The following is a 14,580-nucleotide window of genomic DNA, read 5'->3' on the forward strand; positions in this document are numbered from 1 at the left end:
ACTATGCAAACCCGAACTTTGAAAAGATTGATCGCACCGTCCCTGTTGAGCCTGGCCATGTTTGCCGGTGCGACACAGGCCGCCGCGCCACTGCGTCCACCACAGGGATACTTTGCGCCGATTGAAAAAGTCAAAACCGGCGACAAGAGCGAAGGCTGTGATGCGATGCCGACGCCATACACCGGCTCGCTGCAATTTCGCAGCAAATACGAAGGTTCCGACAAGGCCCGTTCGACCCTGAACGAGGTATCGGAAAAAGCCTTCCGCGACACCACGGCTGACATCACCAAGATTGAGCGCGGCACCAGCAAGCGCGTGATGCAGTACATGCGTGACGGTCGTCCGGAACAGCTCGAATGCACCCTGAACTGGTTGACCGCATGGGCCAAGGCCGATGCGTTGATGTCCAAGGATTTCAACCACACCGGCAAGTCCATGCGCAAATGGGCGTTGGGCAGCATGGCGTCGTCCTATATCCGCCTGAAGTTCTCCGACTCGCATCCGTTGGCGAACCACCCGCAAGAGTCGCAGTTGATTGAAGCCTGGTTCAGCAAAATGGCTGATCAGGTGGTCAGCGATTGGGACAACCTGCCGCTGGATAAAACCAACAACCACTCGTACTGGGCTGCCTGGTCGGTGATGGCGACGTCGGTCGCCACCAACCGCCGCGACTTGTTCGACTGGTCGGTGAAGGAATTCAAGGTCGGCGCCAATCAAATCGACGCCGAGGGTTACCTGCCTAACGAGCTCAAGCGCGAGCAACGCGCCCTCGCCTACCACAACTACGCCCTGCCGCCACTCGCGATGATCGCCAGTTTCGCTCAGGTCAACGGTGTGGACTTGCGTCAGGAAAACAATGGCGCATTGAAACGCCTGGGTGATCGAGTGCTCGCGGGTGTCAAAGACCCGGAAGAATTCGAGAACAAGAACGGCAAGGAACAGGACATGACCGACCTGAAAATCGACTCGAAATTCGCCTGGCTCGAACCGTTCTGCACGCTCTACACCTGCTCGCCGGATGTGCTTGAGAAAAAGCACGAGATGCAGCCGTTCAAGACTTTCCGCCTCGGTGGTGACCTGACCAAGGTCTACGACCCGGCAAATGAGAAAGGCAAAAAAGGCTCCTAGAGCCAAACGCAAAACCCTGTAGGAGCGAGCCTGCTCGCGAAGCGGTGTATCAGTCGACATCAACGTTGAATGTCAGACCGCAATCGCGAGCAGGCTCACTCCCACAGGTTCTGTGTCAGGTGTGAGTTTTTGTGTGTTACGCCCTCCGGTTTTTGGTGGGGGGTTTGGGGGGGCTGCGGCCCTTGACTGTTGGTTAAACATGGAGAGACCGGGATGGTATTTTCATCCAACGTGTTCCTGTTTTTGTTCCTGCCGATCTTTCTCGGCATGTACTACTTAAGCGGAATACGCTATCGCAACCTGCTGCTGCTGATCGCCAGCTACGTGTTCTATGCCTGGTGGCGTGTGGACTTCCTTGCGCTGTTCGCAGCCGTCACCTTGTGGAACTACTGGATCGGCCTCAAAGTCGGTGCCGCAGGCGTTCGGACCAAACCGGCACAACGCTGGTTGCTCCTGGGCGTGGCCGTCGACCTGTGCATTCTCGGCTACTTCAAGTACGCCAACTTCGGTGTCGACAGCATCAACGCGATGATGACCTCCGTCGGTCTGTCGCCGTTTATCCTGACCCACGTGCTGTTGCCGATCGGGATCTCGTTCTACATCTTCGAGTCCATCAGCTACATCATCGACGTATACCGTGGTGACACGCCGGCGACCCGCAACCTGATCGACTTTGCCGCTTTCGTGGCGATCTTCCCGCACCTGATCGCCGGTCCGGTGTTGCGTTTCCGCGACCTCGCCGACCAGTTCAACAACCGCACCCACACCCTCGACAAGTTCTCCGAGGGCTGCACGCGGTTCATGCAGGGTTTCATCAAGAAGGTTTTCATCGCCGATACCCTGGCGGTCGTGGCCGACCATTGCTTCGCCTTGCAGAACCCGACCACGGGCGATGCCTGGCTCGGCGCGCTGGCCTACACCGCGCAGCTGTATTTCGACTTCTCCGGTTACAGCGACATGGCCATCGGTCTGGGCTTGATGATGGGTTTCCGCTTCATGGAAAACTTCAAACAGCCGTATATCAGCCAGTCGATCACCGAGTTCTGGCGTCGCTGGCACATCAGCCTGTCCACCTGGTTGCGTGACTACCTGTACATCACGCTGGGCGGTAACCGTAAAGGTACGCTGATGACCTATCGCAACCTGTTCCTGACCATGCTGCTCGGTGGTCTGTGGCACGGCGCGAACATCACGTACATCGTCTGGGGGGCCTGGCACGGCATGTGGCTGGCGATCGAAAAAGCCCTCGGCCTGAATACCTCGCCGCGCAGCATCAACCCGATTCGCTGGGCGCTGACCTTCCTGCTCGTTGTCATGGGCTGGGTGATCTTCCGCTCGGAAAACCTGCACGTCGCCGGCCGTATGTACGGCGCGATGTTCAGCTTCGGCGAATGGTCACTGTCGGAACTCAATGCGGCCAGCCTCACCGGCCTGCAAGTGGCGACTCTGGTGGTGGCTTACGTGACCCTGGCGTTCTTCGGCATTCGTGACTTCTACAGCAACCTGCCGCCTGAAAAGACCAAGCCTGTTGTGAACGTCGCGGCCGATGGCCCGGCTGCCGCTACGCCTGGAATGATCAAAGCCGTACCGGGCGACAACCCGGGCAGCATCCACGAGCCTGGCTACACCGTCGGCGTTGAAGCGACTGTGCAACCGGCCTACTGGACGGCGGACTGGTCTCGTTACGTGATGCGCACGCTGGTACTGGTGCTGTTCATCGCCTCGATTTTCAAACTCTCGGCGCAAAGCTTCTCGCCGTTCCTTTACTTCCAGTTCTGAGGGATCTGACTATGACCCGCTCATTACGCATCCTCTACATCGCCCTGTTCATGGTGACGCTGTTGGTCCTGGGCCTGTGGTCCACGCGCAGTTTCTTCGGCTTTAGTACCTCTGCCGAAACGACAGTGCTCAACGGCCGCTGGACCAAGGCTGTGGAAACACATTACGACGACGAGTTTCCGATCAAGCGCCTGGGCACCAACCTTTGGGCTGCGCTGGATTTCAAACTGTTCAACGAAGGTCGTCCGGGCGTCGTGCTCGGCCGCGATCAGTGGTTGTACAGCGATGAAGAATTCAATCCGATCGTCAACGAAGAGTTGAACCTACAAGGCAACTACGCACTCGTAGAAGGCGTACGTCAGGAATTGAAAGCCAAGGGCGTGAAACTGGTCATGGCGATCGTGCCGGCCAAGACTCGCCTGTACCCGGAACACCTGGGTGAAGTGAAGCCTTCGAGCATCCACGCCAACCTCTATGAGGACTTCCACGCTCATGTGGCGGCCAACAAAGTACTCGCGCCCGACCTGTTCGGCCCGATGCTGAAAGCCAAGCTGGACGGTCAGCAAGTGTTCCTGCGTACCGACACCCACTGGACCCCGGAAGGCGCACAAATCGCCGCCGAGACCCTGGCGAAATCCATTACCGATAAATACCCGCTGAGCGGCGAGCCGCAACACTTCGTCACTGAACCTGCGGAGAAGGTGACGCACAAGGGCGACCTGCGGTTGTTCCTGCCGCTGGACCCGCTGTTCGAAAACATGATGCCGAAGACAGAGCCGTTGCAGAAGCGCAACACCGTGGCAGCACAAGACCAGTCGGCCGGTGATGACGCCCTGTTCGCCAACACCGAAGTACCGGTGGCCCTGATCGGCACCAGCTACAGCGCCAACCCCAACTGGAACTTCGTTGGTGCGCTGAAACAAGCGCTGAACAGCGACGTGGTCAATTACGCCGAAGACGGCCACGGCCCGATTCTGCCAATGCTCAGCTATCTGAAAAGTGATGCTTTCAAGAACAGCCCGCCACAGGTGCTGATCTGGGAGTTTCCTGAACGTTATCTGCCTGTGAACAACGAAATCGGTGACGCCGACCCACAGTGGGTCGCAGAGCTCAAAGAAGCCGGCGCTCGCCAACAAAACGTAGCAGCAAACACTAAATCCGAGACGCCCGACCGGGCGCAAAACTGAAAGAGAGGTACACCATGACTTTCACTACTACTCCTCGCCGTCTCGCCAAGACTTTCGCTCTCGTTGCTGGCATGAGCGTGCTGTCGATGTCCGCCTTCGCTGGCGACGCAGCACTCTACGGCCCGACTGCACCGAAAGGTTCGAGCTTCGTGCGTGTCTACAACGCCGGTAACGCTGAAGTCAGCGCCACCGTCGGCACCACCAACCTGGCCGACGTCGCGCCACTGTCCAGCACTGACTTCAGCTTCATGCCGGGCGGCGACTACAGCGCCAAGGTCGGTAGCCAGTCCCTGCCAGTGAAACTGGCCGGTGATCACTATTACACCCTGGTCAACAACGCCAGCGGCGCACCGCAACTGATCGAAGAGCCGCCGTTCAAGAACAAGCAGAAATCCCTGGTTCGCGTGCAGAACCTCAGCGACAAGGCCCTGACCTTGAAAACTGCTGACGGCAAGACCGAAGTGGTCCCGACCGTGGCCGCCAAGGGCCGTGGCGAGCGTGAAATCAACCCGGTTAAAGTCAGCCTGGCGCTATACGATGGCGACAAGAAAGTCGGCGACGTAAAACCGGTTGCCCTGGAACGTGGTGAAGCCGCCGTGCTGTACGTGACCGGCAGCGGCAGCAGCCTGGCGCCAGTCTGGGTAAAACGCCCGGTTTCGACGCGTTAATCATTTTGTCGGGTAGCCCACGGGCTACCCGGACACGGAATAAGAACAAGAGTGAAACGACAGAACGCAGTAGCTCTGACCCATACGATTTTCGAGGAGTAACAACATGATTCCGGTGATCTTGTCAGGTGGTAGTGGCTCACGTCTTTGGCCGCTTTCGCGCAAGCAATTCCCTAAGCAATTCCTCGCCCTGACCGGCGAACAAACATTGTTCCAGCAAACCCTGGAACGCCTGGTGTTCGAAGGCATGGACACCCCGATCGTGGTCTGCAACAAGGAACACCGTTTCATCGTCAACGAGCAGCTGGCCGCCCGAAAACTGGACGTGCAGCGCATCCTGATGGAACCGTTCGGCCGCAACACCGCGCCAGCCGTGGCCTTGACCGCGCTGATGCTGGTCAACGAAGGTCGCGACGAGTTGATGCTGGTGCTGCCAGCCGACCACGTGCTGGAAGATCAGAAAGCCCTGCAACGCGCGCTGGCCCTGGCCACCGTCGCTGCAGAAAACGGCGAAATGGTGCTGTTCGGCGTACCGGCCACCAAACCGGAAACCGGCTACGGCTACATCAAGTCGGCTAACGATTCGCTGCTGCCCGAAGGTGTCAGCCGCGTCTCGCACTTCGTCGAAAAACCGGACGTGAAACGCGCCACCGAGTTCGTCGAGTCCGGCGGTTATTTCTGGAACAGCGGCATGTTCCTGTTCCGTGCCAGCCGTTTCCTCGAAGAGCTGAAAAAACACGATCCGGACATCTACGACACCTGCGTGCTGACCCTGGAACGTAGCGAGCAGGATGCCGACACGGTCGACATCGACTCCGCCACCTTCGCTTGCTGCCCGGACAATTCCATCGACTACTCGGTGATGGAAAAAACCCAACGTGCTTGCGTTGTACCCCTCACTGCGGGCTGGAGCGATGTCGGCTGCTGGGCGTCGCTGTGGGAAGTGAACGAAAAAGACGCCAACGGTAACGTCACCAAAGGCGACGTGGTCATTCAGGACAGCAAAAACTGCATGATCCACGGCAACGGCAAACTGGTGTCGGTGATCGGCCTGGAAAACATCGTGGTCGTCGAAACCAAGGACGCCATGATGATCGCCCACAAGGACTCGGTCCAAGGCGTGAAACAGATGGTCAACACCCTCAATGAGCTGGGCCGCAGCGAAACCCAGACCCACTGCGAAGTCTATCGTCCGTGGGGTTCCTACGACTCGGTGGACATGGGCGGCCGCTTCCAGGTCAAGCGCATCTCGGTCAAACCGGGCGCGTGCCTGTCACTGCAGATGCACCACCACCGCGCCGAACACTGGATCGTGGTCAGCGGCACTGCTGAAGTGACCTGCGACGAAAACGTGTTCCTGCTCACTGAAAATCAGTCGACCTACATCCCGATCGCCTCGGTCCACCGCTTGCGCAATCCGGGCAAGATCTCGCTGGAAATCATCGAAGTGCAATCGGGCAGCTACCTGGGCGAAGACGATATCGAGCGGTTTGAAGATATCTACGGTCGTTCCAACCCGATCGAACGCGGCGTGTCGGTGAAAACCATCGCGCAGTGATTGATCTGTAACACAAGAAGCCCCCGTCCAACCCGCTGCGTTTCCCCATCCGCAGCGGGTTGGGTGGGGGCTTTTTTCTTGCATCAGCCTTTTGACATTTGCCGAACGGGGGCTGTCCTGGACACTCAATTCAGTGATTGTCGTCTTCCGGCATAAGGCTTGGGCGCGACAAGTTCAATGAAATCCTGGTGTCGGTTCAACCTCTGAACCACCTGCTGCGTCTGCGTCGAGAGCTCGGTGATACGCTCGAAGGTTTCCGGATCTGCACCACCGGAAACGGCGAATTCAGTTTTGATTGCCTGCATTCTGAACTCCAGCATATCGATCACTGCTGGCGTATCGTCGTAAGCCTCACTAAGTGATGCCGCGCTCAGTCCTTGCGTTGCCTGGTAAAACTCCCGACCTGTCTTGATCAGCCCTGGCGCCTCCGATCCCAGCTTATTGGCGACCTTTTCGATACCCTTATCAACCACCGCTGTGGTGACTTTTTTCCTTAATTGCTTTCGCCCTTCACTCGTCCGCGGGTCAATCGCCGACAGCTCAAGTTTTACCGTTGCAAGACTGAGTTTCTCTTTGGGCTCAACGCGCTCAATGAACGCTTTAGGGTTCATTTCGTTACCCTTGAAGTTGATCGGACGATCCAGTTGGTAGGTGTCCACCACCTTGGAAATCAAAGCATCTGCTGCCTTGGAGCCGGCTTTCGCCCCGACCTTTGCCCCCAGCATTGCGCCCCCCGGACCTATCAACCCACCCAAGGCACCGCCTGCCGCAGTACCTGCCGACGTAGCGGCAGTACTTACAGCACTGCTAACAAGCTGGGTAGCGACTCGCCTGCCCAATGCTTTGAACCGATGCTGCGCATAGGCGTGGTTAAGCATTGAATTTTTGAGATCAGAAACGGTTCCTCCAACCGATGAGACCAAGGCTTGTTGCTTGTCCAGGCTTTGGCTCAACTCTGAAGCTTCGGTCTTTCCACCACCGTCGCTATCGACATAATTCATCGGCGAGTTACCAACCATCTGATACAGGTTCGGCCCATCGATGAACCCCTTGGGATCGGGGTTCAGCCAGCGCTGCAACCACGGCACGTAATAACGCAGGCCGTAGTAGTAAAGCCCGGTGGCGTCCCGTTCCTTGCCCGAGTAACGAATGACTTTATAACCGACCTCAATCACACCATCCCCGGCAAACCAGGCCGTTGCGCCAAACGGGTAATAGGTTTCCCGGCTGATGATTCGCGCGTCATCCGCAAGCTCCACGGTGCACGAACTCAAATGGTCGACGAGGCTGTAACGGTACTGATCGTTGCTTATGCCGTGCGGTGAGTCGGTCTCCCAGTGCAGCACTCGCACGCTGTTGAGACCCGCCTGGGCGGTGATCACCTGCAATTTCTCCCCGGCCCCGTCATCGGCGCGCAGTTCAAGTCCCGGCAAGTAACGCACTTCAGCCACTACGGTTCGGGCATTGGTCTGCAACGAGCGAATCTTGCGCACTCGCTGACCACCGCCATCGTAGACATAGGACTCCCGGTCATTGAGGCCGGAAGCGCGCTCCACCGGACTGACCGACTGCAACTGGTTACGCAGGTCCCACCTCAGGGACCGTCCCTGATCCAGCTCCAGCAAATTGCCCCGAGTGTCGAACGCAACGGCGATTGCTTCCTCGGTGGGCGGTACGCCGTCGCGCCAGGGCAGACAGCGATTGCTGTCACGCGCTGCCTTCAAATCACGTCCAGGTCCCTGCGCGCCAACATGCGTCAGCTTTAGCAAATTGCCGCTCCCGTCATAGCGGTAGGTCTGGTGATAATTGCTGAGCGCTGCCGGATCAACCCGCCCCACCAATGCCGGTCCCTGATTGGCGCTGCCCGCCTCCCAACCGAACGCCTCGATCAATTGGTAAAGGCTGTCATAGATAAAGCGACTGACCGGATCGATACGCTGGTTGGCGAAGTAACGCACTGGCAGTGCCTTGTCCTCAATGCTCAGGACATTGCCCATCCGGTCATAGTCGTAGATCAGATGCTGCAACGGCCCGGAATGCTCGCTGTACGCCCGTCGCTCCATCAGGCGCCCGTTTTCAGGGCAATACTTGAGGGTCGTTTGTACAGCGTTACCCGCCACTTCCCGTTCAACCTTTCCCTCGGCGTTGTACTGGATATCGCTGACCAGCGTTTGCCAGGTGGTCAGTCCCTGAAGTTGCAGACGCGTCTCACGCAAGCGACCGTCAAGCGTCAGGTTGAAGGCCTGGCGGTTTTCCCTGGCATCGATCTGTTCCAGCACATCATTCAGCGGACCGAAATTCCACATTGAAACGGCCCCCTCCCCCGGCTCAAGCAGCCGCTGGCGATCGGCTTCCAACGCCGGCCAGTCAGGTGCAACAGGGTCCAGGGTGAAGTGACGCACTTGCTTCACGCACTGGCCAGTGATTGAAAACGCCTCGAACAGCACCGTCCCGGCGGGGTCGTCATGACGGATCAACTGCCCGGATTGATTCTGCTCGTCATGGTCCGGACCGCCATAGGTCATGCGTTCAACAGCTCTTCGCGGTTCAGTCACGCCCTGCTCGAACACTGCCACGGGGCGAAGCAAGTCGTCGTACTCAACCTCACGGCGCGTACCTCGGCTGTCCCATCCCAGCAACACCTCATTGCCCAGACCTGGCAGGTTGAGCTGCCAACCCGCATCGACGCTGTCAGTGAACAGCGCGTTACCCGACAGCGAAAACACCGTCGTGAGGTTGGCGCGCCTCAACGGATCTTCTTTTGGCAGCGCCCAAAGCCGCGGATCCCACTGTTCAACTGCACGTCCTGCGGCATCATAAAAAGTGCGATTGATGCATGCTTGAGTGGGGTCGTTTTCGTCAGCACGCCAGTAATCAATCGAACGGATCGGCAGACCACGCGGGTCGACAACGGACAATCCGGGTGTTTTGTGGTGCATTCCCATCGTCAAGGCCTGCATGCCGGTCGCGCCCCTGTTTGCCAGCAGTCATCTAACCGTTCGTGGGCAGGCCAGGCTACTGTCAGAAATTACAGTGCCGACCAACGGCAACAGACCTTGATCGACGAATGTCCATTCCTTCGGCCCTTCGGTAGGATGGTGGTCATGAGTTCAAGGAGCGTTCAAACATGTTCATCGGCGTCCTGCTGGTCATCACCTGGCTGATTTTGTTGCTGCGCTACCCGGCCAAGGCGTTGCCGGTCTCCGTGGCGGCTGCCATCGGATTGGGTGTGGTGGCAACATGGGTGATCTGGATGGACAACCGCGAGGTCAAGCAACTGGCGCGCCTGGAGTTGCGCATCACTTACGCGCCAGAACAGTGCCCGGCCGATCGCCCGTTGCAACTGAAAATGAACAACGGCAACGACGTGCCGCTGACCGAACTGCGCTGGCGCATCGCGGCCTATGCGCCGGGCGACACGGTCAATCTGGCCGACAATCAATACGCCGCCCCGCGCTATCGCGGCCCTGGCGAACTGCAGGCCGGCGCAAACTGGGAAGACTGTTTGCCGATGCCGCCGCTGCGCCCTGGCTATCGCCCGCAAACGCTGGAGTTTCGCGCCGAGCATTTGCAAGGTAGTTTCTCCGATTGATCTTCCCTTCCTCTTTTTGCACAAGGACCGCGCCATGCCTGTTGCGTTGATTACCGGTTGTTCCAGCGGCATTGGCCGCGCCCTCGCCGAGGTGTTCAAAAGTGCCGGATACGAAGTCTGGGCCAGCGCCCGCAAAGATGAAGACGTGGCGGCGCTGGCCGCTGCCGGTTTCACCGCCGTGCAACTGGACGTCAACGACGGCGCGGCACTGGAACACTTGAGCGAACGCATCAACCAGCAACATGGCGGCCTCGACGTGCTGATCAACAATGCCGGTTATGGCGCCATGGGGCCGTTGCTCGACGGCGGCGTGCCGGCCATGCAGCGACAATTCGAAACCAACGTGTTCGCCATCGTCGGCGTCACCCGCGCCCTGTTCCCGGTGCTGCGTCGCGCCAAGGGTCTGGTGGTGAACATCGGCAGCGTGTCCGGGGTTTTGGTCACGCCGTTTGCTGGCGCCTACTGCGCCTCGAAAGCGGCGGTACATGCCTTGACCGATGCGTTGCGCATGGAACTGGCGCCGTTTGGCGTGCGGGTCATGGAAGTCCAGCCGGGCGCCATCGCCTCCAGTTTTGCCAAGAATGCCGGTCATGAGGCGGAGCAGTTGATTACCGAACAATCGCCGTGGTTTCCGCTGCGTGAAGGCATTCGTGCACGGGCCAAGGCCTCCCAGGACAACCCGACCCCGGCCAGTGAATTTGCCAGCGGTTTGCTCAAGGCCGTGCAGCAGAGCAAACCACCACGATTGATTCGTCTGGGAAATGGCAGTCGGGCGTTACCGTTGCTGGCGGGGTTGTTGCCTAAAGGGCTACTGGAGGCGGGGTTGATGAAGCGGTTCGGGCTGAAGGGGCAACTTCCATGACCGATTACACCGAATACTTTGACGAAGTGATCCGGGCCCACGTCGCCATCGAGCAATGGTTGGCCGAGGATCAAGACGAGCCGGCGCTTGAGCAGTTGCTGGCGCGTTTTTCACCGCAGTTTTCCATGGTCTCGCCGTTGGGCCGGGTGCTGGATTTCGACGCGTTAAGCGAATTGTTTTTGATGGCGGGCGGGAAGAAACTCGGGTTCAGAATCGAGCTCAGCGAGTTGCGCGGCATCGCTTTGTACGACGGCGGTGCAGTGGTGAGTTACCGCGAGCAGCAGACCGATGCGACGGGGCTGCACTCTGATCGGCGGTCGACGGTGGTGTTTGAGAAGCAGGCGGACGGCAAGGTGGTTTGGCGGCATTTGCATGAGACGTTTTGCAAAGGCTGATGCGGTCGCTTTTTGTGGCGAGGGAGCTTGTCGGAACGCCGCACCGTCCCGCTGGGCAGCGAAGCGGCCCCAAAATGGGACTGCTACGCAGTCCAGCGGGAGCAAGCTCCCTCGCCACAGGGTTACTCACCTGTTGCCTGTTTGACCACAACCGTGCACGTAATCCCCGCCGCCAACAGCACACCCTCCGGCACTTCATCAATGTGAATCCGCACCGGCACCCGCTGCGCCAAGCGCACCCAGTTAAAGGTCGGGTTCACATCTGCAATCAGCTCGCGACTCTCCGGGTTATCACGGTCGTAGATGCCGCGAGAAATGCTTTCCACATGCCCCTTCAACACTTCCCCACTCATCAACTGCATGTCGGCTTTATCGCCGATCCGCACGTGGGGCAGTTTGGTTTCTTCGAAGAAGCCGTAGACCCAGAACGAGTTCATGTCGACCACCGCCATTTTCGCCTCACCGATGCGCGCGTAGTCGCCGCGATGCACATTGAGGTTGGTCACGTACCCGTCCACCGCTGCGCGAACTTCGGTGCGTTTGAGGTTCAGTTCGGCGGCTTCGAGCTGTGCCTGAGCGTGCTGGTAATCCGCCAGGGCCGAGTCGGCGATGTTGCTGGCGTCGTCGCGGTTTTCCCTGGAGATCACCAGGTTGTCCATGTCGGCTCGGCGGTGGGCGTTGACCTTGCGCATCTCCCACGTCGACTTGCGCGAGGCCACCAGCGCCTGCGCCTGTTTGACCGCAATGCGGTAGTGCTCGGGGTCAATCCGCATCAGCAAATCACCCTTCTTGACCTGTTGATTGTCGCGCACCGGCACGTCCACCACTTCCCCGGTAACGTCCGCCGCCACGTTGATGATGTCGGCGCGCACCCGGCCGTCGCGGGTCCACGGCGTGTCCATGTAATGCACCCACAGGGTCCGGCCGATCCACATCGCAAGGGCCAGCACCAGCAGGGTGGCGAGCAGGCTGAAAAGCTTTTTCATCAGGGCCTTCTTCAGTGATAGAGAGTCAACGGTAGACAGTCAGCGCCAGGGCGCCGAACAAACAGATAAACAGGCTCAGGCGCAGCAGCGCCGGGTGCCAGAAGAAGCGGTACAGATCGAACCCGGACAGGAACCGGTCAAGTGCCCAGGCCAGCGCCGCCGCGATGAAAAACATCAGGGTCATGGTCGGCATGTACACGCCGTGGAAGGCGATTTCACGAGGCATGTTCAACTCCTTGGGGCTTGGCAATTGCGTAGGCGGCCAGCGGTGATTGCGGGTCCAGCAACGAAGTGCGGATGAAGTGCAGGTAGCTCTTCACCCGGCGCAGGGCCGAGGTGTCGAAGTGCGGCGCGAAAGGTTCGTCGGTGGCTTGCACGCGGCTGATCGCGTGATCGACGGCGATCAGTCCACGCTCCAGATTGCTCTGGCTCGGTTGCAGAAACAGCCGCACCAGCGAGCGCCCCATCACCCGGATCGCCTGACGCCACGGCTGGGATTCGGCATAGGCCGGATGCACCGGCAGGATCGCCTGTTCCTTGCGCAACTCGATGATCGCGTGGCCGACTTCCAGCACCACGAACATCCAGCGCAGCAAGTCCCGTTGCACCTGCGGCTGCCCTGCCGCGAGACCGTAGGCCTGATGCAGCAGGTCGCGGGTGCTGCTTTCGAAACTCGACGCCAACCCCTTGAGTTTGCCGCTGATGGCGTACACCACCTGGCCACGCAAATCCTGCTCCAGCCGACGCCACAACCAGCGACTGTTGGGCGGCAGGATGATCGCCCCGGCCGCTGCGCAAACCAGCATGCCGAGCACCATGGCGATGTAGTCGTTGATAAAGGCGTAAGGGTTGTAAACGGTGAGGTTGTCCGGCACCGAACCGGTGCTGAAGAAGATCAGCAAACCGAGCCCTACGCCCGCATATTGCGGCCGGGAAGTGAGGAACGAACCGAGCACGATCACCGGTGCGAGCATCACGCAGAGCAACGGAAAACCGTCGATCCAGGGGAAGATGAAAAACATCTCGACGAAGCCGATCAGGGCCCCGAGAAATGTCCCGCATGCCATCTGAAACGCCATGCGTTTTGGATTCGGTGTCGCCGCCGAGAGCCCCACGGTCGCGGCGGCGATCAGGGTCATCGTCGCACCGCTCGGCCACGCCGTTGCGACCCAATAGCTGCCCAAAACCACCAGAATGAACGCCGCGCGAATCCCCGAGGCGGCCGACGCCATCCAGTTGGTTTGCGGGGTGAACGGCTCATCCCATTGCTCGCGCGCATGGCTGTGATCGGCCAGCGACGCGTGGGTCTGTGCATAACTGTGCAAATCGTCGACGAAGCGATAAAGCAGTTCATACGCGGTATGAAAATCCAGCTGCTCGGCGTCGCTCGGATTGCTCTCTTGAAAAACCGCCCGCAAGCTGCGAACGCGTGTTGGCAGACCTTCTTTATAGGCGCTCAGCGCGATGACCAGACGGCCCGCATCGGCGTTGGTCAGCGCACGGCCGCTGAAGCCGTCGAGCAGTTCGGCGAGGTCCTGCAAACCCGGTTTGATCGCCGCCACCACATGATCGGTGCCGCTGCTGCGCAAGCGTTCGAGCAACTGGTGCAAGGCATTGAACCGCGTGGTGATGCCCATGAATTCGCTGTTCAAGCGACTCAGCCGACCGTTGCGCCGACGCATGTGCGGGTCTTCAAACACGGTGACGCTGCGCAGTCCTTCCAGCCCCACAGCCTCGGCGATGAAGCGCACGTTGCTCGCTTCAAAAGCTTCCCGTTTGCTGCGACCGCGCAAGCCGTCGGTGACGAACAAGGCGAACACGCCGAAGCGCTGGTACAAGGCGTTGCGCATCGCGGCGCTGGCGGTTTGCGGCAGGATCGCGGCGCTGACCACGGTGGCACAGAGAATCCCCAGGGAAATCTCCAGCACCCGCCAGACCGCCGCCATAAACGCGCCATCCGGGTGCGCCAAGGCCGGCAAACCGACCATCGCCGCGGTGTACCCGGCGAGCACAAAACCATAGGCGCGGAAGTTGCGATAACGCGCAGCACCGGCCGAACAGATACCGACCCAGATCGCCAGCGAACCGAGGAACAGCTCGGTGTTCTGCGCAAACAAGGCAATCAGCGCGACCATCACCGCCGACCCGGCCAACGTGCCCAGAAAGCGATAAAAACTCTTGGCGAACACGTGACCGCTTTGCGGCTGCATGACGATGAACACAGTGATCATCGCCGTGCGCGGCTGCGGCAACTCCAGGCGCATGGCCAGCCACAGGGTCAGGAACGCGGCGAACAGCACCTTGAAAATGTAGACCCAGGTCACGCCATCGCTGCGCGCCCAGTCGAAGAAACCCCGGCGCCATTCAAGGGAATACAGCCAGCGCAAAGGTGCGGGCAAGGGAGTCATGGAATCCTGTTCATCGA

The 14,580-nt window shown here is 59.4% G+C and carries 12 protein-coding genes; 8 read left to right on the plus strand and 4 right to left on the minus strand.

Annotation, left to right across the window (positions count from 1 at the left end):
* Window positions 1–3: 3 nt before the first annotated feature.
* The 5 genes from ABH912_RS15335 (at window position 4) to ABH912_RS15355 (ending at window position 6,320) form a co-directional block, all read left to right on the plus strand.
* Window positions 4–1,128 (plus strand): mannuronate-specific alginate lyase, encoded by a 1,125-nt coding sequence (locus tag ABH912_RS15335; RefSeq protein ID WP_033061008.1) that lies wholly within the window; start codon window positions 4–6, stop codon window positions 1,126–1,128.
* 213 nt (window positions 1,129–1,341) lie between these two features.
* Window positions 1,342–2,907 (plus strand): MBOAT family O-acyltransferase, encoded by a 1,566-nt coding sequence (locus ABH912_RS15340; RefSeq protein ID WP_033061006.1) that lies wholly within the window; start codon window positions 1,342–1,344, stop codon window positions 2,905–2,907.
* A gap of 11 nt (window positions 2,908–2,918) precedes the next feature.
* Window positions 2,919–4,094, plus strand: coding sequence for an alginate O-acetyltransferase (locus ABH912_RS15345; protein ID WP_033061005.1), 1,176 nt, complete (start codon window positions 2,919–2,921; stop codon window positions 4,092–4,094).
* Window positions 4,095–4,108: 14 nt separating this feature from the next.
* Entirely contained in the window at window positions 4,109–4,762 is a 654-nt protein-coding gene (locus tag ABH912_RS15350) for an alginate O-acetyltransferase AlgF (RefSeq protein WP_033061003.1), read from the plus strand.
* 106 nt (window positions 4,763–4,868) lie between these two features.
* The gene (locus ABH912_RS15355) at window positions 4,869–6,320 is read left to right on the plus strand and encodes a mannose-1-phosphate guanylyltransferase/mannose-6-phosphate isomerase (RefSeq protein ID WP_033061002.1); all 1,452 of its coding nucleotides are present in this window, start codon (window positions 4,869–4,871) and stop codon (window positions 6,318–6,320) included.
* Between the two features lie 125 nt (window positions 6,321–6,445).
* Here ABH912_RS15355 and ABH912_RS15360 read toward each other — a convergent pair whose 3' ends face one another.
* Window positions 6,446–9,265, minus strand: coding sequence for an RHS repeat domain-containing protein (locus ABH912_RS15360; RefSeq protein ID WP_429513113.1), 2,820 nt, complete (start codon window positions 9,263–9,265; stop codon window positions 6,446–6,448).
* A 182-nt stretch (window positions 9,266–9,447) separates the two neighbouring features.
* Here ABH912_RS15360 and ABH912_RS15365 point away from each other — a divergent pair, with 182 nt between their 5' ends.
* Genes ABH912_RS15365 through ABH912_RS15375 form a run of 3 tightly spaced genes read left to right on the plus strand, consistent with a single transcriptional unit; the run spans window position 9,448 to window position 11,169 of the window.
* Entirely contained in the window at window positions 9,448–9,912 is a 465-nt protein-coding gene (locus ABH912_RS15365; protein WP_033061000.1) for a hypothetical protein, read from the plus strand.
* Between the two features lie 34 nt (window positions 9,913–9,946).
* Window positions 9,947–10,774, plus strand: coding sequence for an SDR family oxidoreductase (locus ABH912_RS15370; RefSeq protein ID WP_033060999.1), 828 nt, complete (start codon window positions 9,947–9,949; stop codon window positions 10,772–10,774).
* A complete protein-coding gene (locus ABH912_RS15375) occupies window positions 10,771–11,169 on the plus strand; it encodes a DUF4440 domain-containing protein (RefSeq protein ID WP_429511053.1) in 399 nt (132 codons plus the stop codon). Before ABH912_RS15370 ends, ABH912_RS15375 begins: the two co-directional genes overlap by 4 nt.
* A 122-nt stretch (window positions 11,170–11,291) precedes the next feature.
* On the opposite strand, the gene ABH912_RS15380 is transcribed toward ABH912_RS15375, so the two are convergent.
* From ABH912_RS15380 to ABH912_RS15390, 3 genes are read right to left on the minus strand one after another with little or no spacing between them, the layout of a single operon-like run.
* On the minus strand, window positions 11,292–12,155 hold the full coding sequence (locus ABH912_RS15380; protein WP_429511054.1) for an efflux RND transporter periplasmic adaptor subunit: 864 nt from the start codon (window positions 12,153–12,155) through the stop codon (window positions 11,292–11,294).
* A gap of 25 nt (window positions 12,156–12,180) precedes the next feature.
* Window positions 12,181–12,381: a DUF1656 domain-containing protein gene (locus ABH912_RS15385; protein ID WP_322220720.1), complete on the minus strand. Its 201-nt coding sequence runs from the start codon at window positions 12,379–12,381 to the stop codon at window positions 12,181–12,183.
* On the minus strand, window positions 12,371–14,563 hold the full coding sequence (locus ABH912_RS15390) for an FUSC family protein (protein ID WP_429511055.1): 2,193 nt from the start codon (window positions 14,561–14,563) through the stop codon (window positions 12,371–12,373). The genes ABH912_RS15385 and ABH912_RS15390 overlap by 11 nt, the downstream gene beginning before the upstream one ends.
* Window positions 14,564–14,580: the final 17 nt, after the last annotated feature.

Origin of the sequence: Pseudomonas sp. BT76 TE3572 (genome assembly GCF_050435365.1) — a bacterium.
Lineage (GTDB): Bacteria > Pseudomonadota > Gammaproteobacteria > Pseudomonadales > Pseudomonadaceae > Aquipseudomonas > Aquipseudomonas fluorescens_W.

Bases quoted from the DNA above. Each gene is read 5' to 3' on its own strand.
- ABH912_RS15360 (WP_429513113.1), bottom strand. From the start codon at position 9,265: ATGGGAATGCACCACAAAACACCCGGATTGTCCGTTGTCGACCCGCGT.
- ABH912_RS15375 (WP_429511053.1), top strand. From the start codon at position 10,771: ATGACCGATTACACCGAATACTTTGACGAAGTGATCCGGGCCCACGTC.
- ABH912_RS15365 (WP_033061000.1), top strand. From the start codon at position 9,448: ATGTTCATCGGCGTCCTGCTGGTCATCACCTGGCTGATTTTGTTGCTG.
- ABH912_RS15340 (WP_033061006.1), top strand. From the start codon at position 1,342: ATGGTATTTTCATCCAACGTGTTCCTGTTTTTGTTCCTGCCGATCTTT.
- ABH912_RS15380 (WP_429511054.1), bottom strand. From the start codon at position 12,155: ATGAAAAAGCTTTTCAGCCTGCTCGCCACCCTGCTGGTGCTGGCCCTT.
- ABH912_RS15385 (WP_322220720.1), bottom strand. From the start codon at position 12,381: ATGCCTCGTGAAATCGCCTTCCACGGCGTGTACATGCCGACCATGACC.
- ABH912_RS15370 (WP_033060999.1), top strand. From the start codon at position 9,947: ATGCCTGTTGCGTTGATTACCGGTTGTTCCAGCGGCATTGGCCGCGCC.
- ABH912_RS15335 (WP_033061008.1), top strand. From the start codon at position 4: ATGCAAACCCGAACTTTGAAAAGATTGATCGCACCGTCCCTGTTGAGC.
- ABH912_RS15355 (WP_033061002.1), top strand. From the start codon at position 4,869: ATGATTCCGGTGATCTTGTCAGGTGGTAGTGGCTCACGTCTTTGGCCG.
- ABH912_RS15350 (WP_033061003.1), top strand. From the start codon at position 4,109: ATGACTTTCACTACTACTCCTCGCCGTCTCGCCAAGACTTTCGCTCTC.
- ABH912_RS15390 (WP_429511055.1), bottom strand. From the start codon at position 14,563: ATGACTCCCTTGCCCGCACCTTTGCGCTGGCTGTATTCCCTTGAATGG.
- ABH912_RS15345 (WP_033061005.1), top strand. From the start codon at position 2,919: ATGACCCGCTCATTACGCATCCTCTACATCGCCCTGTTCATGGTGACG.